At 72.6% G+C, this 18,551-nt stretch carries 18 protein-coding genes and 1 pseudogene; 9 read left to right on the top strand and 10 right to left on the bottom strand.

The window, feature by feature from the left end:
• Window positions 1-10: 10 nt before the first annotated feature.
• On the bottom strand, window positions 11-3,712 hold the full coding sequence (locus AC067N_RS00650) for an AfsR/SARP family transcriptional regulator (RefSeq protein ID WP_478676686.1): 3,702 nt from the start codon (window positions 3,710-3,712) through the stop codon (window positions 11-13).
• A gap of 207 nt (window positions 3,713-3,919) precedes the next feature.
• On the opposite strand from AC067N_RS00650, the gene AC067N_RS00645 reads away from it, so the two are divergent.
• A complete protein-coding gene (locus AC067N_RS00645; RefSeq protein WP_478676685.1) occupies window positions 3,920-4,720 on the top strand; it encodes a site-2 protease family protein in 801 nt (266 codons plus the stop codon).
• 8 nt (window positions 4,721-4,728) lie between these two features.
• Here AC067N_RS00645 and AC067N_RS00640 read toward each other — a convergent pair whose 3' ends face one another.
• The 3 genes from AC067N_RS00640 to AC067N_RS00630 all read right to left on the bottom strand — a co-directional run bounded on the left by AC067N_RS00640 (window position 4,729) and on the right by AC067N_RS00630 (window position 6,936).
• Window positions 4,729-4,911 (bottom strand): hypothetical protein, encoded by a 183-nt coding sequence (locus tag AC067N_RS00640; RefSeq protein ID WP_478676684.1) that lies wholly within the window; start codon window positions 4,909-4,911, stop codon window positions 4,729-4,731.
• A gap of 84 nt (window positions 4,912-4,995) precedes the next feature.
• Window positions 4,996-5,742 (bottom strand): NADPH-dependent F420 reductase, encoded by a 747-nt coding sequence (gene npdG / locus AC067N_RS00635; protein WP_478676683.1) that lies wholly within the window; start codon window positions 5,740-5,742, stop codon window positions 4,996-4,998.
• A gap of 51 nt (window positions 5,743-5,793) precedes the next feature.
• Window positions 5,794-6,936: a sialidase family protein gene (locus tag AC067N_RS00630; protein WP_478676682.1), complete on the bottom strand. Its 1,143-nt coding sequence runs from the start codon at window positions 6,934-6,936 to the stop codon at window positions 5,794-5,796.
• Window positions 6,937-7,109: 173 nt separating this feature from the next.
• On the opposite strand from AC067N_RS00630, the pseudogene AC067N_RS00625 reads away from it, so the two are divergent.
• A pseudogene (locus tag AC067N_RS00625) lies at window positions 7,110-7,677 on the top strand (hypothetical protein).
• Window positions 7,678-7,726: 49 nt separating this feature from the next.
• On the opposite strand, the gene AC067N_RS00620 reads toward AC067N_RS00625, so the two are convergent.
• Together AC067N_RS00620 and AC067N_RS00615 are read right to left on the bottom strand one after the other, a co-directional pair.
• Window positions 7,727-7,942 carry a hypothetical protein gene (locus AC067N_RS00620; RefSeq protein WP_478676681.1) on the bottom strand — a complete coding sequence of 72 codons (216 nt, stop codon included), beginning with the start codon at window positions 7,940-7,942 and terminating at the stop codon, window positions 7,727-7,729.
• A gap of 125 nt (window positions 7,943-8,067) precedes the next feature.
• Complete coding sequence (locus tag AC067N_RS00615) at window positions 8,068-8,298, bottom strand: hypothetical protein (protein ID WP_478676680.1); 231 nt, start codon at window positions 8,296-8,298, stop codon at window positions 8,068-8,070.
• 67 nt (window positions 8,299-8,365) lie between these two features.
• Between AC067N_RS00615 and map the strand changes: the two genes are divergently transcribed.
• Together map and AC067N_RS00605 are read left to right on the top strand one after the other, a co-directional pair.
• Window positions 8,366-9,223: a type I methionyl aminopeptidase gene (map, locus tag AC067N_RS00610; protein ID WP_478676679.1), complete on the top strand. Its 858-nt coding sequence runs from the start codon at window positions 8,366-8,368 to the stop codon at window positions 9,221-9,223.
• A gap of 226 nt (window positions 9,224-9,449) precedes the next feature.
• Entirely contained in the window at window positions 9,450-10,118 is a 669-nt protein-coding gene (locus tag AC067N_RS00605) for a biliverdin-producing heme oxygenase (RefSeq protein WP_478676678.1), read from the top strand.
• Window positions 10,119-10,131: 13 nt separating this feature from the next.
• Here AC067N_RS00605 and AC067N_RS00600 read toward each other — a convergent pair whose 3' ends face one another.
• On the bottom strand, window positions 10,132-10,815 hold the full coding sequence (locus AC067N_RS00600; protein ID WP_478676677.1) for a PhzF family phenazine biosynthesis protein: 684 nt from the start codon (window positions 10,813-10,815) through the stop codon (window positions 10,132-10,134).
• A gap of 506 nt (window positions 10,816-11,321) precedes the next feature.
• On the opposite strand from AC067N_RS00600, the gene efeO reads away from it, so the two are divergent.
• The 4 genes from efeO to AC067N_RS00580 are packed head-to-tail and all read left to right on the top strand — an operon-like array spanning window position 11,322 to window position 15,771.
• Window positions 11,322-12,482: an iron uptake system protein EfeO gene (gene efeO, locus AC067N_RS00595; RefSeq protein ID WP_478676676.1), complete on the top strand. Its 1,161-nt coding sequence runs from the start codon at window positions 11,322-11,324 to the stop codon at window positions 12,480-12,482.
• Window positions 12,483-12,505: 23 nt separating this feature from the next.
• Complete coding sequence (gene efeB, locus AC067N_RS00590; protein WP_478676675.1) at window positions 12,506-13,876, top strand: iron uptake transporter deferrochelatase/peroxidase subunit; 1,371 nt, start codon at window positions 12,506-12,508, stop codon at window positions 13,874-13,876.
• 4 nt (window positions 13,877-13,880) lie between these two features.
• The gene (efeU, locus tag AC067N_RS00585; RefSeq protein ID WP_478676674.1) at window positions 13,881-14,756 is read left to right on the top strand and encodes an iron uptake transporter permease EfeU; all 876 of its coding nucleotides are present in this window, start codon (window positions 13,881-13,883) and stop codon (window positions 14,754-14,756) included.
• The gene (locus tag AC067N_RS00580; RefSeq protein WP_478676673.1) at window positions 14,713-15,771 is read left to right on the top strand and encodes an SCO2278 family lipoprotein; all 1,059 of its coding nucleotides are present in this window, start codon (window positions 14,713-14,715) and stop codon (window positions 15,769-15,771) included. Before efeU ends, AC067N_RS00580 begins: the two co-directional genes overlap by 44 nt.
• A gap of 75 nt (window positions 15,772-15,846) precedes the next feature.
• Here the strand turns inward: AC067N_RS00580 and AC067N_RS00575 are convergent, their stop codons facing one another.
• Window positions 15,847-16,590 (bottom strand): bifunctional DNA primase/polymerase, encoded by a 744-nt coding sequence (locus AC067N_RS00575; RefSeq protein WP_478676672.1) that lies wholly within the window; start codon window positions 16,588-16,590, stop codon window positions 15,847-15,849.
• 212 nt (window positions 16,591-16,802) lie between these two features.
• Window positions 16,803-17,438: a TetR/AcrR family transcriptional regulator gene (locus AC067N_RS00570; protein ID WP_478676671.1), complete on the bottom strand. Its 636-nt coding sequence runs from the start codon at window positions 17,436-17,438 to the stop codon at window positions 16,803-16,805.
• Window positions 17,439-17,560: 122 nt separating this feature from the next.
• Between AC067N_RS00570 and AC067N_RS00565 the strand changes: the two genes are divergently transcribed.
• Window positions 17,561-17,770: a DUF6243 family protein gene (locus AC067N_RS00565; RefSeq protein ID WP_478676670.1), complete on the top strand. Its 210-nt coding sequence runs from the start codon at window positions 17,561-17,563 to the stop codon at window positions 17,768-17,770.
• 235 nt (window positions 17,771-18,005) lie between these two features.
• Here the strand turns inward: AC067N_RS00565 and AC067N_RS00560 are convergent, their stop codons facing one another.
• Complete coding sequence (locus tag AC067N_RS00560; RefSeq protein WP_478676669.1) at window positions 18,006-18,494, bottom strand: GNAT family N-acetyltransferase; 489 nt, start codon at window positions 18,492-18,494, stop codon at window positions 18,006-18,008.
• Window positions 18,495-18,551 lie beyond the last annotated feature (57 nt).

The raw sequence follows: 18,551 nt of genomic DNA, 5'->3' as shown, positions 1-18,551 counted from the left end.
GGGACAACCCCTAGATGAGGGCGCCGGCCTCCTCCAGGGTGAGGCCGGTGCCCTCGGTGTACGCGGTCTCGTACGCCTCGTCGTCCAGCCTCGCCCTTATCTCGCTCTCGGTGTGGGCGCGGCCCTCGGCCTCCAGCGGGCTGGGGTGGTGGCCGGGCGGGAGGTGCGCGTCGGAGGCGCCCAGGAGCCGGGCCGCGTCGCGGGCGCGCACACCGCCGTCCACACCGCAGACGGCGCAGGCGGCGGTGACGAGGTGGGAGGCGGGCAGTTGGGGTGTGATCGTCAGGGCCAGCGGGTCCATGGCCTGCTCGAACGCCTTCCGGACGCGCTCCCTGGCCTCGGCGTGGCGTCCGGCCAGCGTCATCAGCCAGGCCTCCAGACCGAGGACGAAGCCGGCGAAGAGCACGAAGTCGACGGCCTCGAACTCCTCGCGCAGCCACGTGATGTGCTGCCACGCCTCGTCCAGGCGGCCGGTGCGGCCGAACCGGATGGCGAGGTAGAGACGGGCCGCGGGCAGCGCCTCCTTGGGGGTGTCGTGCCGTGTCAGCACGTCCAGCAGCATCTTCTCGCCGAGTTCGGCATCGGCCTGGCCGCACTCGAAGAGCACGTTGCCGAGCCGTACGCCGAGGACGCCCGAGTGGGCGTTCGTGCCGATCCGTTCGGCGTGGGCGATGGCGCGCCGGTAGTCGGCCGCGGCGAGGTCGAACCGGCCCGTGCGCTCCAGGCTCATGGCGCGCGCCGAGAGCGCCTCGGCGGCACCCCAGGCGTCTTCGAGCCGTTCGCACAGCTCCAGCGCCTCGTCGGCGTCGCGGGTGGCGTCGCCGGACCAGTCGCTGCGGTTGGCGAGGATGTTGGCCCGCATGTGCAGGGCCTGGGCCAGCTCCCAGGTGTAGCCGAGGTCGCGGGCGGTGGCGATGGTCGCGTCGAGGATCGCCCGCAGACGCTCCATGTCGCCCGAGAGCAGCACGGCGTAGAACCACATGAAGCCCGGGAAACGGCAGGTCTGCGGCTGGCCCGGACGGTAGGTGTCCCGGATGACCTGGAGCTTCTCCTGCCCTTCGGGGGTCTCCCAGTCGGAGATGTCCATGTCCATGCAGGCGAGGTGGATGAGGTGGAGCGCCCGGCGGGCCTCGTCGAGCACCTCCGGGCGCATCGGCGGCGGGCTGTCGACGAGGCCCTCGCGGATGTCGGGGACGGGGCGCGCCGGTGGGGCGAAGGGGTTGGGGCCGAGCGCCATGACCTGGGTGGCCCAGTGGCGGGCCTCGGTCTTCAGGTCGCGCATCTGCCAGTACCAGGCCAGCGACAGCGTCAGACAGAGCGCCTCCTGCTCGTCGCGTTCGGCGATGGCGTGCCGCAGGGCGGTGCGGAGGTTCTCGTACTCCAGCTCCAGCAGTTCGTTCGCCCGGCGCTGCCCCGGGCCGCGCAGCAACGGGTCGGTGGTGCGGGCGAGTTCGCGGTAGTACGCGCGGTGGGCGCGTTCGGCGGCGGGGCGGGTGCCGGCCTCGGCGGGGCGGGCGCCGGCGTACTCGGCGACGGTCTCCAGGAGCCGGTAGCGCATCTCGCCGTTCGCCGTGGGGGCCGCGACCACGAGGGACTTGTCGACCAGGGAGCCGAGGGCCTCCAGCGCGACGGGGCCGCAGACGGCCTCGGCGGCGGCGAGGTCGCAGCCGCCGGCGAAGACGGACAGCCGCCGCAGGACGTCCCGCTCGTCCTCGTCGAGGAGTTCCCACGACCAGTCGACGACCGCGCGCAGGGTCTGCTGACGGGGCAGGACGGTGCGGCTGCCGGAGGTGAGCAGCCGGAAGCGGTCGTCGAGCCGGTCGGCGATCTGGCGCGGCGTCAGCATCCGCAGGCGCGCCGCCGCGAGTTCGATGGCGAGGGGGAGGCCGTCGAGGCGGCGGCAGATCTCGGCGGCGGCCTCCGGGTCGTCGGCGACGGTGAAGCCGGGCCGGGCGGCGGCGCCCCGGTCGGCGAGCAGCCGCAGGGCGTGGGGCTGGGCCAGGGGTTCCACCGGGCGCACCGACTCCCCCGGTACGCCGAGGGGTTCGCGGCTGGTGGCGAGGACGGTCAGGCCCGGGCAGTGTTGGAGGAGGTGCTCGACGAGGTGGGCGGCGGCGGCCACGACGTGTTCGCAGTTGTCGAGGATGAGCAGCATCCGGCGTCTGGCGCAGTGCTCGGTGAGACGGCTAAGGGGGTCGTCGTGGCGGTCGGACACCACGCGCATCTCCTCGGCGCCGGCGCCGCGCAGGACGGTCTCGCGGGCGCCGAGGGCGGTGACGACGGCCTCCGGGACGTCGGCGGGGTCGTCGACGGGGGCGAGTTCGGCGAGCCAGACACCGTCGGGAGCGGACGCCGCGACCGCCTCTCCGGCCTCCTGGGAGAGGCGGGTCTTCCCGGCACCGCCGGGGCCGAGAAGGGTGACCAGACGGGCGGTGGTCAGGTCGGTGCGGATGGTGTCGATGTCGGTGTCCCGGCCCACGAAGGAGGTGAGACGGGCCCGGAGGTTGCCTCGGGTGCGGGTGGAGTCGGGGTGCGAGGAGGCCGGCGGCGGCCACGGCTGGGTCTGCGACTGGGGCTGGGTCAGCGGCGGCCACGGCTGCGGCTGCGGCTGCGGCTGCGGCTGCGGCTGCGGCTGCTGAGGTTGGTGGGCCTGCGACGGATGCGGCTGCCGGGGCTGTGGGGCGGATGGCGGCCCGCCGGGGTTCCCGCCCCGGACTCCCGTACCCGGCCCCGCCTCCTGGTGCCGCGGTCCCGGCGGGCCCGGCGGGGTGGCTCGGCGGTCCGCGGGCGGCGGCACGGGCCGGCCGTCCACGGGTCGGCGCACCGGTCGGCCGGCGGCGGGTGGCTGGGGGGTCCGCCGCCCCGTGGGCCCGCCCTCGCCCGCCGGAGGGGCTTGCGCGGGCGGGGCTGCCGGACCGCCGTCCGCGTGCGTGCGGTGCGCCGAGCCGCGCCCGAGCACCGGACGGGGTGCGGCCGTCGTGCCGTCGGCGTGCAGCAGCTCCTCGTGCAGGGCCCGGAGTTCGGGACCCGGGTCGGTGCCCAGACGGTGGGCCAGGAGGCGGCGTACGGAGTCGTAGGCGGCGAGTGCCTCCGCGGGGCGGCCCGTGTCACGGAGGGCGCGCAGACGCAGGCCCTGGAGGGGTTCGTCGAGGGGGTGGGTGTCGCAGAGGGCGGTGAGTTCGGGGAGGGCGGTCCCGGCGCGGCCGAGGGCGAGCGCGGCGGTGAGGCGGGCGCGCTGCGCGTCGAGTCGGCGGGTCTCCCAGCGGGCGGCCTCGGCGGTGCGGTCGGGGAGGTCGGCGAGCGGCGGGTCCTGCCAGAGGGCGAGCGCGTCGTCGAGGACCCCGGCCGCCCTGGCGGGGTCGCCGTCGGCCAGCGCGCGGGCGCCCTCGGCCGCGAGGCGGTCGAAACGGTGCAGGTCGATGTCGTCGGGGGCGGCGGTGAGGCGGTAGCCGCCGTGCGCCGACGCGATCGCGTCGGGGCCCAGCGCCCTGCGCAGCCGGCCCACCAGCGCCTGGAGCGCACCGCTCGCGTCGGCGGGCGGACCACCGGCCCACACCTCGTCGACCAGCGTGGACGCGGTGACCGTACGGCCCGGGCGCAGCGCGAGCACGGTCAGCAGGGCGCGCAGCCGGGCGCCGCCGACCGGGACCGGGGTGCCGTCGGCGTGCGATGCCTGGGTGGTGCCGAGGATGCGGTAGCGCACGGGGTCCATTGTCTCCGTCGGATCGGTGCCGGTGGCCGGTCCTTCGCGGGGGCGGTCGGGGCGGCCTCGACCGTCGACCGTACGTCCCCCCACGCCTGCACGTCCCCCACCCTCCTAGGAACCAGGAGGCGATCGCGAGACGTTTTCGCCTTGTGCCCGGTACCGTCGGGCAGTCCGTACGAGTGATCGACACGTCACGAGCGCCCTAGGAGCCCCATGACCACCGCCGCGTCCCGCCGGAGCGACCGGAGGATCAGCCCCGTCTTCGTGGGGATCGTGGCCGTCATGGCGGTCACGGGCTGGGCCACCTGGACCGGGTTCGCCGAACAGCCCGGCCTCGCCGTCTTCCTGTTCGTGACGTCGGCGTGGATCGTCTCGCTGTGTCTGCACGAGTACGCCCACGCCCGCACCGCCCTGCACGGCGGCGACATCTCCATCGGCGCGAAGGGCTATCTCACGCTCAACCCGCTGAAGTACACGCACGCCCTGCTCAGCATCGTGCTGCCGGTCGTGTTCGTGATCATGGGCGGTATCGGTCTGCCCGGCGGCGCCGTCTTCATCGAACGGAACCGTATCCAGGGCCGCTGGAAGCACAGCCTGATCTCGGCGTCCGGCCCCCTGACGAACGTGCTGTTCGCCGCGGTCTGCACGGCGCCGTTCTGGCTGGGGGTGACGGACGGGGTGCCGAAGGCCTTCCTGTTCGCCCTCGCCTTCCTGGCGATGCTCCAGGTCACGGCGGCGATCCTGAACTTCCTGCCGGTGCCGGGCCTCGACGGCTACGGCGTGATCGAGCCCTGGCTGTCGTACAGGATCCGCCGGCAGGTGGAGCCGCTCGCGCCGTTCGGGCTGCTGCTCGTCTTCGCGGTGCTGTGGATCCCGGCGGTCAACGGCGTGTTCTGGGACGTGATCGACGCGTTCATGCGGGGCCTCGGCATCGAGGACCGGCTCTCCGACTGCGGCTACTGGCTGTACCGCTTCTGGCGCGAGGACAGTGACGTGTGCCTGACCGCTCTGTGACGGTCGGCTCAGCTCGCGGCGGACTCCCGCTCCGCCTTCGCGCGGCGCACGTAGTACCAGGTCATGTTGGACGACAGCCCGGCCATCAGCACCCACACCACACCCAGCCAGCTGCCCCGGGCGAAGGACACCACGGCCGCGGTGACCGCGAGCAGACAGACGACGAGGGCGTACAGGGCGAGGCGGGGCATGGGGGTCGGCTCCTGACAGGGCGGTCGGACGAGGCGGTACGGCGGGGCCGTACGCCTCCAGTGTCCCCCATGCCCGGCGGCGCCTCACACGTCGGTCAGGCGGATCCCGGCGTGTGCCTTGTAGCGGCGGTTCACGGAGATCAGGTTGGCGACCAGCGCCTCGACCTGGTGGGCGCCTCGCAGCCGGCCCGCGAAGATACCGCGCATGCCGGGGATACGGCTCGCCAGCGCCTGCACGATCTCGGCGTCGGCCCGGACCTCGCCGAGCACCATCACGTCGGTGTCGATCTCCTCGATCTCCGGGTCCTCCAGGAGGACGGCGGACAGGTGGTGGAAGGCGGCGGTGACCCGGGAGTCCGGCAGCAGGGCGGCGGCCTGCTCGGCGGCGCTGCCCTCCTCCGGCTTCAGCGCGTAGGCGCCCTTCTTGTCGAAGCCGAGCGGGTTGACGCAGTCGACGACGAGCTTGCCGGCCAGTTCCTCCCGCAGGGACTCCAGGGTCTTGGCGTGCCCGTCCCACGGCACCGCGACGATCACGACGTCGCTGCGGCGCGCGGTCTCGGCGTTGTCGGCGCCCTCCACGCCGTGGCCGAGTTCCTCGGCGGCGGCCTGCGCGCGGTCGGCGGCCCGCGAGCCGATGATCACCTTCTGGCCGGCCTTGGCGAAGCGGTACGCGAGGCCCTTGCCCTGCGGCCCGGTGCCCCCGAGCACGCCGACGACGAGCCCGGAGACGTCGGGGAGGTCCCAGGGGTCCTTGGCCGGGGCCTTGGCGGGGGCCGCGCCGGGGGTCTCGGGTGTGCCGGGGGTCGTCTGTGCACTGTCAGTAGAGGTCATGGGCTGACTTTACGTGCGCGGTCGTGGCGGGGGTGGGCCGGGCACGGGCGGTCACCGGAGGGCGGTGACGGGGATCCTGCGGAACGTGATCGTCTCGTACGCGCTGAAGTCGCCCGTCTCGTAGAGGAGCCCGACGGTGTGCTCGTCGACGCGGACGAGGTCCGAGTACGCGGCGGGCAGCCCGTCGACGGTGTGGGCGACCCGCCAGGTCGTGCCGTGGTCCGTGCTGGCCCGGACGGTCATCAGGGCGCGGAAGCCGGGGTCGGCGGGGCCGGAGTAGAGGAGCAGGTCCGGGTCGCCGAGGTCGGGGTCGCTCAGCTGGAGGAGGCTGCCCTCGACGACCGGGCCGGCGAGGCCTGCCTGCGGCCGGAACGGCTTGATCAGGCTCTCGCCGCCGTCGGCGGAGTACGCGTCGGCGCGGGTGCCGGGGGCCGGGGAGTCGTTGCGGGTGTTGAAGTAGACGCGTCCGTCGGGGAGTTCGGCGGCGGTGGTCTCGTTGACGTTGACGTAGCCGTCGGTGTTGTCGTCGACGTAGCCGATCCGCCAGGTCTCGCCGCGGTCGTCGCTGAGCAGGCAGTGACCGCCGTTGTACTTGCCCTCCGTGCCGTTGTCGGTGCCCGTCGGCGGGAGGGAGTGGTTGGCGGGGACCACGACGCGGCCGCTGCTCAGCTGGATCGCGTGCCCGGGGGTGGTGGCGTACCAGCGCCACTCCCGCTTCTTGGTGTCCTCGGTGATCTCCCGGGGGTTCGACCAGGTCTCCCCCTCGTCGTCGCTGTGCCGCACCCAGACCCGCCGCCCGTCCGCGGCGCTCACGGTGCCCCGGCGGATGGCGTCCTCGGTGGCGGACGCGGCGTTCCTGACGTGGACGAGCAGGATGCGGCCGGTGTCCAGCACCACGGGGGCGGGGTTGCCCGCGAGGCCGTCCCCGTTCTCGGCGGCGACCCGCAGCGGGCCCCAGCTGCGGCCGCCGTCCGTCGACCGCTTCACCACGATGTCGATGTTCCCGAAGTCCTCCCGCCCGCCGACCCGCCCCTCGCAGAAGGCCAGCAGAGCGCCGGACGCCGTCCGCACGACCGCCGGGATACGGAAGCTGGCGTAGCCTTCGCGGCCGGCTCGGAAGGGGGTGCTGGATTCGGGGGTGGTGGACTCGGAGGTGATGTGCCCGGGGTTACCGGTCTCGGCCGTGGGGGGCATGGGGGCTCCTCGGTGTGTGCGGCTCGGGTGCGGTACGGGGTGCCGTCGGGCCGACGCGGTCGTCGGTGCGGGACACGGGCGGCCGGGGCCCGACTCGGCCTGCGTGCCCGGCTCGGGCGAATTCGCGGTGAACACCGGGTCAAGAGTGGCCGGTTGCGGCAGGACGCCGGGGCATGGACGGCACAAGGATCGCGTTGCCGCGCGAGGTGCTCGCCGGGACGGGGTGGCCGGGGGCCACACGGCTGTTCGCGGGGGCGCCGCGGCGGCCCGTGGTGTCGTACGGGGGTGAGCCGCCGCTCGTCGGCACCACCGAGTACGAAGCCGTGGCGCCTCGCGGCACACCTGGTGGCCGAGGCCGCCCGGTCCGGTACGCCGGAGCTGTCCCCCGCGCTCGTACGGCCTGCCGCGCGCCCCTCCGATCCGGCGCATCCGGCGGTCGGGACGGGCCTGCTGTCGGCGGCCCGCCGGGGCGAGACACTGCTCGTGGTGGCGCCCGCCGCGCCGGGGCGACGGTCCTCGCACCGGCCACCGGCCACCGGCCACCGGGAGCTGGACGCGATGGCTCACGAGTCGCCGGCGGCCCCGGACGAGCGGGAGGCCGACCTCGACACCGTGCAGAACCTGGTGAGCCCGGCGGCCGGGGAGAACGTGGTGCCCCGGTGGAGGGGGCGGGGCCGGTTGCGTGACCGTCTCTCGCGGCTGGCGGACCGGCTGACGTCACCGCCACCGGCCCGGTGGTGACGAGGTCCGCCCACCCGGCGGCCGGCCTCATGCGCGGTGGCGCACCTCGTCAGGGGGTCCAGACGTCGGGGCCTCCGCCTCGCCATTCGATCAGGGCGGACTGGGCCACATACGTTTCGTCGGCGTCCTCGATGCCCGCGCGGCGGAGGAACTCGCCGATGTCCTGGAGGCCGTACGCGCGGCCCAGGATCTCGCCGTCCACGCGCACACGGCGGCCGCCGTCCTCGTCGGGCGGGTACACGACCACGGGCATCGCGGAAGCCATACCGTCAGCCTCGCCCACACGGGCGCCGAGCGCACCCCCACCCGGACGGGCGAGGTCCCCGTCCGGAGCCGTGGGGGCATCAGCGGGGAGCGGCGCCGCCCACCGCGGCCCGGCCGGCGCGTCGCTCAGGCGTCGGGGCCTTCGCCGGCCGGGGCGTCGTGCCAGCGGGGGTCGTTCTCCCATTCCGCGTTGCGGTCGCGGGCCGTCTCCATCGCGCGGGTCGCCTCCTCGCGGCTGGCGTACGGGCCCATGCGGTCCTTGCCGGGGCAGTCCGGGCCCTCCTCCACCTTCTTGTGCTCCAGGCAGTAGAACCACTCGCCGGGCTTGCCGACCGCGCGTCGTTTGAACAGGGGCATGACCTGAGTTCCCTTCACCAGTCGTCACCGACATGGTCCCCCACCACCGCTGGTTAAACTCGCTGGCATGTCTGGCCAGTCGCTGCTCGCACCGGGGAAGCTGTCCCCCGTCCGCTCCGTCCCGGGGCACATCCGCCGCCCCGAGTACGTGGGCAAGCCCGCCCCCACCCCGTACACCGGCCCGGAGGTGCAGACGCCCGAGACGATCGAGGCGATGCGGATCGCCGGGCGGATCGCGGCCCGGGCGATGGCCGAGGCCGCCAAGCACATCGCCCCCGGCGTCACCACCGACGAGCTGGACCGCGTCGCCCACGAGTACATGTGCGACCACGGGGCCTACCCCTCCACCCTCGGCTACCGCGGCTTCCCCAAGTCGCTGTGCACCTCCGTCAACGAGGTCATCTGCCACGGCATCCCCGACTCGACCGTGCTGCGCGACGGTGACATCGTCAACCTCGACGTGACGGCGTACATCGGCGGCGTCCACGGCGACAACAACGCCACGTACCTCGTGGGCGACGTCGACGAGGAGTCGAGGCTGCTCGTCGAGCGGACCCGGGAGTCCCTCGCCCGCGCCGTCAAGGCCGTCAGGCCGGGGCGGCAGATCAACATCATCGGGCGGGTCATCGAGTCGTACGCCAAGCGGTTCGGGTACGGGGTCGTGCGCGACTTCACGGGGCACGGGATCAACTCGTCGTTCCACTCCGGGCTGATCATCCCGCACTACGACTCCCCGCACGCGACGACCGTGATGCAGCCGGGAATGACGTTCACGATCGAGCCGATGCTCACCCTCGGGTCGTACGACTACGACATGTGGGACGACGGCTGGACGGTCGTGACCAAGGACCGCAAGCGCACCGCCCAGTTCGAGCACACGCTGGTCGTGACGGAGACGGGGGCGGAGATCCTCACCCTCCCGTAGATCCTCACCCTCCCGTAGCGGCCCTGTCCCCCGCAAGGACCCGCCTCCAGGCCCTCTCCCGGCCGCGAGGCGGGTTTTTCATGGTCGCGCTCATTCCATGTGGGAGTCGTGACGATCCGGGGTACCGTTTTTACCGACAGGGAGTCGGGAACCTGTTGACTTAGGTAAGCCTAACCACCGAAACTGAGCGCTGCTTCTCGTCTTCCCCCAGGCATCGGAGGCCTTCATGAACGCGTCGGTCACCTCGGACACGGCGTTCTCCACGCTCATCCGCACCGCGTCGCACGAGCAGCACACCGAGGCGGAGACCACGACGTTCATGGGCGACATGCTCGGCGGCCGGCTCGGGGTCGAGGCGTACACGCGCTACACCGAACAGCTGTGGTTCGTGTACGAGGCGCTGGAGAGCGGCGCGCGGGCGCTGGCCGACGACCCGGTAGCCGGGCCGTTCATACAGCCGGAGCTGATGCGGCTCGCCGCGCTGGAGCGGGACCTGGGGCATCTGCGCGGCCCGCGCTGGCGCTCGACGCTCTCGGCGCTGCCGGCGACCGAGGAGTACGCGACTCGGGTCGCCGAGTGCGCGCGCGGCTGGCCGGGCGGCTATGTGGCCCACCACTACACGCGGTATCTCGGCGACCTCTCCGGCGGGCAGATCATCCGCGACCGGGCCGAGAAGACCTGGGGCTTCGAGCGCAAGGGCGACGGCGTCCGGTTCTACGTGTTCGAGGACATCGCCAATCCGGCGGCGTTCAAGCGGGGGTACCGCGAACTGCTGGACCGGGTGCGTGCGGACGATCTGGAGAAGCAGCGGATCGTGAGCGAGTGCAAGCGGGCGTTCGCCCTGAACACCGCGGTGTTCAGGGCGCTCGGTGAGGAGTTCCCCCTATCGGCGTGAGGGAGCCACGCCCTCACCGCTCCAGGAAGACCCTCCCCCCGACCTCCACCCAGCCGTGCGGCTGCGGGGCGGTCAGGAGTTGGGAGCCCGCGCCCTGGGTGATGTTGAGGGCGCGGCCCAGTTGCGCGGTGAGCTGGAGGGCCGCGGCCCCGGTGGCCTCGTCCTCGTCGATGCCGTCGTCCCGGCCCGGGAAGGCGCGGGCGCGGACGCGGCCGGCGGCCTCGTCCTCCCAGGCCCAGGCGTAGATCCCCCCCCAGACTCCGTCCGGGGGCACCCCCATCTCGCTTCGCTCGCCGGGCGGCGGGACCGTCAGGCCGTCGACCTCGGCGGCGGTGCCGTACTGGCGCAGCGTGCGGGGCGGGGCCCACTCCGGCATGGCCTCGATCCAGCTGAACTCGCCGTCCAGCCGGGCGCCGACCAGACCGGCCGGGGTGACCAGCTCGGGCACGTCGAGGAGCCAGGCGGTACCGACGCAGGGGTGACCGGCGAACGGCAGGCGCAGCGTGGGCGTGTAGATGTCGATGACACCGCGCTCGGGGTCGTCCACGAACACGGTCTCGCTGAAGCCGAGTTTGGCGGCGAAGGCCTGGCGGTCGGCGCGTTCGGGCATCACGGAGCCCTCGCGGACGACGCCCAGTTCGTTGCCGTATCCGCCGCCGGGCCCGCAGAACACCCGCAGCACATCGAAGTCGGTCACATGCGGAATTGAAGCATCCCGCGGGCCGTCAGGTCGCCCCGGAGCTCTCCGCGGGTAAGACCGCCCGAGCAAGGGTGAGGGGGCGGCCCGAACCATGGAGTTGCGGAGAGCAAGTGACCTTACCGGACAAGCAGGTTGAGCCACGGAGGGCCACAGAAGGCGACGGAGGGCGGTGAGGCCGGACCCGACGGGGCCGGGGGGTGTCGCACCCCCACCGCGCCCGGGCGGCGACGGGCGCGGATCGGCCGTCCCCCGGGTGGGCCGCCGACCGAGAGGTGATGCCTTGATCACACCGAAACGGGGTTCTTGACCACGGAATGGGAAACTTGACCGGCCCTTGACCGATCTATGGCTCCTGTTTTTGGTCACCGTGATCGGGCCGTGCTCGTACGGCCCCAGAGGGGCGGGCTTCACTGGAGGCACGGCATTGGGTGAGGTAAGCCTCAGATAACTTGGGGCAGCCTCACCTTATCTGTGTGTCCTCTGTGTCCTCCTTTGGAGCCGAAATGCGCCCCCTCAGACTGTCCTTCGTCACCGCCGCCACGACCGTCGCGGCCCTGACCGCCGTCACGGGCTGCACCGAGAAGAGCAGCGCGGGCGCGGACGGGGTCATCGCGGTGACCGCGACCGACACCGAGTGCGAGGTGTCGAGGAAGGAGTTCCCGGCCGGGCACGTCGAGCTGGACATCGAGAACAAGGGCTCGAAGGTGACCGAGGTCTACCTCCTCTTCCCGGACGACCGGGTCGTCACCGAGCGGGAGAACATCGGCCCCGGCACCAAGCAGAAGGTCACCGCCGAGGTGAAGGCGGGCGACTACCGGATCGCGTGCAAGCCGGGCATGAAGGGCGACGGCATACGGCAGGACGTCACCGCGACCGGCACCGGCAAGGTCGCGAAGCGCGACCCGCGGCTGGACGAGGCCGTGGCCTCGTACCGCAAGTACGCGCAGGCGCAGGCCGACGAGACGATCCCGCTGGTGAAGGTGTTCGCCGAGGCCGTCAAGGACGGCGACGTCGAGGCGGCGAAGAAGGCGTACGCGCCCTCCCGCATCGGCTGGGAGCGCACCGAGCCGGTCGCCGAGTCCTTCGGTGACATCGACCCGAAGGTCGACGTCCGCGAGGACGGTCTGGAGGAGGGCCGGGCCGATGAAGACGCAGAGAAGGACTGGACCGGCTGGCACCGTCTGGAGCGCTCGCTGTGGAAGGACGGCAAGCTCACCGACCGTGACTCCGAGCTCGCCGACCAGCTGGTGACGGACCTGGTGGACTGGCAGAAGCGGGTCGGCAAGGCGGAGATCACCCCGACCTCCATGGCCAACGGCGCCAAGGAACTCCTCGACGAGGTCTCCACCGGCAAGGTCACCGGCGAGGAGGAGCGTTACTCGCACACCGACCTGGTCGACTTCAAGGCGAACGTCGAGGGCGCCGAGGAGTCGTACCGGCTGCTGAAGGCCGTCGCCGCCGAGAACGACCCGGAGCTGGCGAAGGAACTCGACAAGCAGTTCACGGCGCTGAACACGCTGCTCGACAAGTACCGCAAGGACAAGACGGGTTACGACTTCGTCTCCTACGACAAGGTCGGCGAGGCCGAGCGCAACAAGCTGTCGGACGCGGTGAACGCGCTGGCGGAGCCGCTCTCGCAGCTCGCCGCTGCGGTCGTGAAGTAGGCGACGGAAGAGGATCGGCAGTCATGACGGACACCACCGGGAACATCGCCGGGAACACCACCGACGGCACCTCGGGGAAGACCACGGGCGGCGCCTCGGGGACGACCACGGGCGGCGCCTCGGGGAGCGCGGCCGCCGCGTCCGCCGGGGACGGCTCGCGTGCGCCGTCGCGGCGTGCGCTGATCGGCTGGGGCGGCGCCGGCCTCGCGCTGGGCGCCGCCGTCGCCGGGGGCGCCGTGGCCGTGGCCCGGCCCGGCGAGGACACCGGGCGGACCCCGGCCGCGGCCGGCGGTCCCATCGCCTTCCACGGCGTCCACCAGGCCGGTATCGCGACGCCGGTGCAGGACAGGCTGCACTTCGCCGCGTTCGACGTGGAGACGGACGACCGCGAGGCGTTCGTGGCGATGCTGAAGGACTGGACGGAGGCCGCGCGCCGGATGACCGCGGGGAAGGCGGTCGGCGACGGCGCGTACGGCGGTCTCGCCGAGGCGCCGCCGGACGACACCGGGGAGGCGCTGGGGCTGAAGCCGTCCCGGCTGACGCTCACCATCGGCTTCGGGCCCTCGCTGTTCGAGCGGTTCGGGCTGGCGACGCAGCGGCCCGAGGCGCTGGTGGACCTGCCGCGGTTCGCCGGCGACAACCTGGACCGGGCCCGCAGCGGCGGCGACCTGTGCGTACAGGCGTGCGCGGACGATCCGCAGGTCGCGGTGCACGCCATCCGCAACCTCGCCCGGATCGGCTTCGGCAAGGTGTCGGTGCGCTGGTCCCAGCTCGGCTTCGGCAAGACCTCGTCGACCACGCCGGAGGCGCAGACCCCGCGCAACCTCATGGGGTTCAAGGACGGCACCCGCAACATCGCGGGCACGGAGACCGCCCGCCTGAAGAAGCACGTGTGGGTGGACGGGAAGGACGGGCCCGCCTGGATGGCCGGCGGCTCGTACCTGGTGGCCCGGCGCATCCGGATGCACATCGAGCCCTGGGACCGGACCTCGCTGCAGGAGCAGGAGGACATCTTCGGCCGCGACAAGGGCGAGGGCGCGCCGGTCGGCAAGGCGAAGGAGCGGGACGAGCCGTTCCTGAAGGCGATGAAGCCCGACGCACACGTACGGCTCGCGCACCCCGACTCCAACGACGGGGCGACGATCCTGCGCCGCGGCTACTCCTTCACCGACGGCACCGACGGCCTCGGCCGGCTGGACGCGGGGCTGTTCTTCCTCGCGTACCAGCGGGACGTGCGCAAGGGGTTCATCCCGATCCAGCGCAACCTGGCCACCGACGCGCTCAACGAGTACATCCAGCACGTGGGTTCGGCGGTCTTCGCCGTCCCGCCGGGCGTCCGGGACGAGGACGACTGGTGGGGACGGGCGCTGTTCTCCTCGACGACGGAGGGCTGACGCCGTGTTCGCGAACTATCTGATCGGACTGCGCGAGGGCCTGGAGGCCAGTCTCGTCGTCTGCATCCTCATCGCCTATCTGGTGCGGACGGAACGCAGGGACGCCCTCGAGCCCATCTGGATCGGTGTCGGTGCCGCCGTCGGTCTCGCCCTGGCCTTCGGCTGCGTCCTCGAATTCGGCTCGCAGGAGATGACGTTCGAGGCGAAGGAGGCACTCGGCGGCTCGCTGTCCATCCTCGCGGTGGGCCTGGTGACGTGGATGGTCTTCTGGATGCGCCGCACGGCCCGGCACCTGCGGTCCGAGCTGCACGGAAAGCTCGACGCGGCCCTCCGGTTGGGCACGGGCGCCCTGGTGGCGACCGCGTTCCTGGCGGTGGGCCGGGAGGGCCTGGAGACCTCGCTGTTCGTATGGACGTCGGTCCGGGCGTCCAGCGACGGCACGGAGGGCCCGCTGATCGGTGTGCTGCTGGGCCTCGCGAGCGCGGTCGTCCTCGGCTGGCTGTTCTACCGGGGTGCCCTGCGCATCAACCTGTCCAAGTTCTTCACGTGGACGGGCGGCATGCTGGTCGTGGTCGCGGCAGGTGTCCTCGCGTACGGCTTCCACGACCTCCAGGAGGCGGACTTCCTGCCCGGTCTGACGGACAAGGCGTTCGACATCACGGGCACGATCCCGCCGGACAGCTGGTACGGCACCCTGCTGAAGGGCGTGTTCAACTTCCAGCCCGACCCGACGGTCCTCCAAGTCACGGTCTGGCTCCTGTATCTGGTCCCGACGCTCGCGCTGTTCCTCGCCCCGGTAGGGTTCGCCTCCGGGAAGGGGAAGGTGAAGGTTCCTGATGAGCTGGGTTCGCGGGGTTCCGAGCACACGAAGGCTTCGTGAGGTTCGTCCGGTCCGTACGCGCGAGGGGCGGCGCCGGCTTCGGTCGTACGGCCGTGGAGCGCTGCTGACCACAGCGGTGGCCGTGCTGTCGCTGACGGCGAGCGGGTGCGTGGTGGTCCGCGGCGACCTGGAGATCGTCCGCACGGCGACGCAGGGCGAGGCCGCCCGTGCGCTGGAGGAGTTCACCACCGCGTACAACGAGGCGGACAAGGAGTACGACCAGTCCCGGGACGCCTCTCGGGTGACCGGGGCCCTCGCCGACATCGACGGCGGCAAGCTCCGCTCGGGCGCGAAGATCAACCCGAGCGGCAACCCCGACCATGTGCCGCTGAAGCTGAGCGACGTGAAGTACACGATCCCGGAGAAGGCGGCCTGGCCCCGCTGGTTCCTCGTCGACGCGGCCGCCAACAAGGGCCGGGACACCGACCGTTGGCTGTTCGTGTTCACCCGCGACGGTCTGAACGACCTGTGGGAGGTGTCCTTCCTCACGATCCTGCCGGCCGAGGACGTGCCGCAGTTCGAGAAGGACGAGGACGGCTACGCCCAGGTCGTCTCCGCCGACGACCCCCAGCTGTCCGTGGCCCCGTCGGAGCTGCCCGACAAGTACGTGACGTACCTGAAGGAGGACAGCGCCCTCTTCGCCGACGGCCCGTACACCTCGGAGGAGCGCGCCAAGCGCCAGAAGAACGCCGAACGGCCGGGCATCGTGCGGCAGTACGTCGACGAGGCCCTGACGAACGGCGACTACGCGCCGGTCGGGCTGCGCACCACGGACGGCGGGGCGCTGGTCTTCTTCACGACCCGCCACTACGAGAAGCAGACGGCCGCGCAGGGAGTGGACATCCCCGTCGACGACGCGGCCGTCAGGGCGCTGATGACGGGCGAGCCGAGGCAGTCGCTGACACTGGAGTTCATCTCCAACCAGGCGGTCCTGGACCCGGCGCGCACGGCCTCGGACGAACAGGTGAGATTCCTCGGCCAGGTGGGCGGGCTCACGTCGGCGAAGGGCGAGTGACGGACGGGGGCGGCCCTGGAGGCGGGGGACGCGCTCGGCGGGGGCGTCGCGGAGGGCGGGGGACGCTCCCCGGGGTCAGCCTCGGTGGGGCCAGGCCGGGCCCGAGTCCCCGCCCACGTGGCGGGCGCATTCGTCGGTGAGGATCTCCAGCAGGCTCAGCGGGTCCGGCAGCGGGTGCTCCGGGCCGCGTACCCAGCGGACGGCGACGTCGCCGGGGAGCCTGGCGGGCGGTACGAGGACGTAGGAGCCCCGGCAGTGCCAGCGCAGACCGGGGTGCTCGTCCATGGTCTCCGGGTGGCAGTCCAGCTCGCAGGGCCACCACTCGTCCTCGTCCTCGGGGGTGCCCCGGGTGTGGGTGAAGAAGAGGAGCCGTCCGTCGTCCGACTCGGACTCCGACTCCGCGACGGGCCCCACCTCGACACCGGCGGCGAGCAGCCGCTCCAGGGCCTGCCGTCCGGCGGCGAGCGGTACGTCGAGCACGTCGTGGACCATGCCGGTCGCGGTGATGAAATTGGCCTCCGGCTGGTGCCGGGCCCACCGCTCCACCTGGGCGCGGTCGGTGGTGGACTGGGTCTGCCAGGCGAAGGACACCGGATGCCGGGCGGGGGTCGGACAGCCGACGCGGTCGCAGGAGCACCGGTAGCCGGAGGGGTACGCGGCGGGCGCGAGCGGGAGTCCGGCGGCGGCCGCTGCGAGCAGCATCGCCTCCCGGCCGGCGGCGTCGGGGGTCTCGTCGAGCGGGCGGCCTGCGCGTCGGCCCCGCAGCCACTCGGAGATCCTGCCCCGCCGACCGGTCCGGCCGCCGAACGTCGCGCTCATCTATCCCCTCGCCTCGCTGTCGTAACGCCAGCATGCCTCATCGTCCCACCATCGTGCGCCGTGGGGAGCCGGAGCCCCTGTCCGGGGCAGGCGGGGTGAAGCCGGAGCGCGGACAGGGATGGCGTGCTATTGCACGCTTTGGCGGGATTTACCTCCTGGCCCGAGGCTCCGCCCGGTCGGTTGGGTCACACCTGGGCGGAGAGTTGACGGCGTCAGCGGGGGGCGAGGCCGTACAGGGCGTATTCGACCAGGGCGTCCGTGTAGTCGTACGAGATGGGGCCCGTGTACTGGAGCCAGCGCTGGGCGAGCGGCGAGACGAAGAGTTCCAGGGCGATGCGCGGGTCGACGTCGGGGCGCACGGCGCCCTGCTCCTGGGCCGCGCGCAGGCGCTTCACATACAGCTGGAGCTGGGGTTCGAGAAGTTTGGCGACGAACTCGGTGCCGAGTTGCCGGTTGACGACACCCTCGGCGGCGAGCGCGCGCGAGGGGACCTCGAACTTGGGGTCGAGCAGCTCGTCCACGGTGGCGCGCAGGACGGCCTTGAGGTCGGCTTCGAGGTCGCCGGTGTCGGGGATCTCGTACTGGGCCCGCTCCCCGAGGACCTCCGGCCGGGCCGCGGCCTCCGCCGCCTGGGCGCTCAGGTCGAGGAACGCCTCCAGCAGGACGTCCCCCTTGGACGACCACCAGCGGTAGATCGTCTGCTTGCCGACGCCGGCGCGGGCGGCGATGCCCTCGATGGTCGTCTTCTGGTAGCCGACCTCACCGACCAGGGCGAGGGCGGCGTCGTAGATGGCGCGGCGGGATTTCTCGCTGCGGCGAGTGGAGTCAGGGGCGGTCTTGTTGGCCATGTGTCGAATTTATCAGGTTGACAAGACGGTGCGTCTCGCCGGACAGTGGAGCAACCGGTTGCGAGACGAACCGTATCGTCACGTTAAGGCCGGAGAGGCGACCGGAGGACGAGGAGACCGACATGACCCGTGGTGGAGCAGGAAACATGCTGGGAGTGGGCGGCGCCCGCCGGAACCTGGGCCGCAAGGCACTGCGGGGCGGCGAGCGCGGCGGCCGGGTCGGCGGCGGCGTCGACCCGCAGACCCAGAAGCGTGAGCTCCTGCGGAAGCTCCAGGAGAAACGCGCGGAAGAAGGCGCCGGGAGGGCGGGGGCGAGCGAGGAGACGTCATGAGCGCGGGGCGTCAAGGACGCGAGCCGTGACGAACAGGCGCGGGTCCGCCCCGCCGGGGCCTCGGGCCGCGGCGGGGCCTCGGGCCGCGGCGGGGCCTCGGGCCGCGGCGGGGCCTCGGGCCGCGGCGGGGCCTCGGGCCGCGGCGGGGCGGAAGTTCAACGGTCACAGATCTCGGGCGGATGGCCGTCCGGTGTCATCGGAGGGCGGGCCGGCATCATCCGGACGGCGGTGGGGGTCAGCCGGACGGCCGGTCGGACAGTTCCAGCACCCCCACTGTCTGGCCCCCGCTGGTCTCGCCGGTGAGGCGGAAGCCGAGGCGCAGATAGAAGGCCTCGGGGCCGTCGGGGCCCGGATGCCAGGTGACGTAGAGGCGGGTGCCGCCACGGCGGCGTATCTCGGCGGCGACGGCCTCGACGGCGAAACGGCCGTAACCGCGGCCCTGTTCACCGGCGTCGATGTTGAGACGCCACAGACCGGAGCGGATGTCCGTGCCGCTGCCGTCACCCTTCCAGTCGATGTCGAGGAAGGCCATGAGGAAGCCGACGGCCCGGTCACCGTCCTTGATGAGGCGGGGCCAGGCGACGCCGGGACGGACGTACGCCTCCGCGAGGGAGTGCGCCACCGGCTCCACCAGGTGCTCCTGGTCCGGGCGGACACGAATGCCCAGCGCGGTCTCGATGTTGGCGGGGGTCAGCTCTTCCAGGCACAGCGCTGTCGTCGACATGATCCAAGACTTAGCCCGAGGCGGCACGGGCGCCGCAACCGGTTTTGGCGGCCGCAA

Source organism: Streptomyces sp. NPDC042364, from assembly GCF_056437585.1.
This window is presented reverse-complemented; position numbering and strand designations above follow the sequence as displayed.

Coding starts and splice junctions, on each gene's coding strand:
- AC067N_RS00650 (WP_478676686.1), bottom strand. CDS start 3,712: ATGGACCCCGTGCGCTACCGCATCCTCGGCACCACCCAGGCATCGCAC.
- AC067N_RS00645 (WP_478676685.1), top strand. CDS start 3,920: ATGACCACCGCCGCGTCCCGCCGGAGCGACCGGAGGATCAGCCCCGTC.
- AC067N_RS00640 (WP_478676684.1), bottom strand. CDS start 4,911: ATGCCCCGCCTCGCCCTGTACGCCCTCGTCGTCTGTCTGCTCGCGGTC.
- npdG (WP_478676683.1), bottom strand. CDS start 5,742: ATGACCTCTACTGACAGTGCACAGACGACCCCCGGCACACCCGAGACC.
- AC067N_RS00630 (WP_478676682.1), bottom strand. CDS start 6,936: ATGCCCCCCACGGCCGAGACCGGTAACCCCGGGCACATCACCTCCGAG.
- AC067N_RS00620 (WP_478676681.1), bottom strand. CDS start 7,942: ATGGCTTCCGCGATGCCCGTGGTCGTGTACCCGCCCGACGAGGACGGC.
- AC067N_RS00615 (WP_478676680.1), bottom strand. CDS start 8,298: ATGCCCCTGTTCAAACGACGCGCGGTCGGCAAGCCCGGCGAGTGGTTC.
- map (WP_478676679.1), top strand. CDS start 8,366: ATGTCTGGCCAGTCGCTGCTCGCACCGGGGAAGCTGTCCCCCGTCCGC.
- AC067N_RS00605 (WP_478676678.1), top strand. CDS start 9,450: ATGAACGCGTCGGTCACCTCGGACACGGCGTTCTCCACGCTCATCCGC.
- efeO (WP_478676676.1), top strand. CDS start 11,322: ATGCGCCCCCTCAGACTGTCCTTCGTCACCGCCGCCACGACCGTCGCG.
- efeB (WP_478676675.1), top strand. CDS start 12,506: ATGACGGACACCACCGGGAACATCGCCGGGAACACCACCGACGGCACC.
- AC067N_RS00580 (WP_478676673.1), top strand. CDS start 14,713: ATGAGCTGGGTTCGCGGGGTTCCGAGCACACGAAGGCTTCGTGAGGTT.
- AC067N_RS00575 (WP_478676672.1), bottom strand. CDS start 16,590: ATGAGCGCGACGTTCGGCGGCCGGACCGGTCGGCGGGGCAGGATCTCC.
- AC067N_RS00570 (WP_478676671.1), bottom strand. CDS start 17,438: ATGGCCAACAAGACCGCCCCTGACTCCACTCGCCGCAGCGAGAAATCC.
- AC067N_RS00565 (WP_478676670.1), top strand. CDS start 17,561: ATGACCCGTGGTGGAGCAGGAAACATGCTGGGAGTGGGCGGCGCCCGC.
- AC067N_RS00560 (WP_478676669.1), bottom strand. CDS start 18,494: ATGTCGACGACAGCGCTGTGCCTGGAAGAGCTGACCCCCGCCAACATC.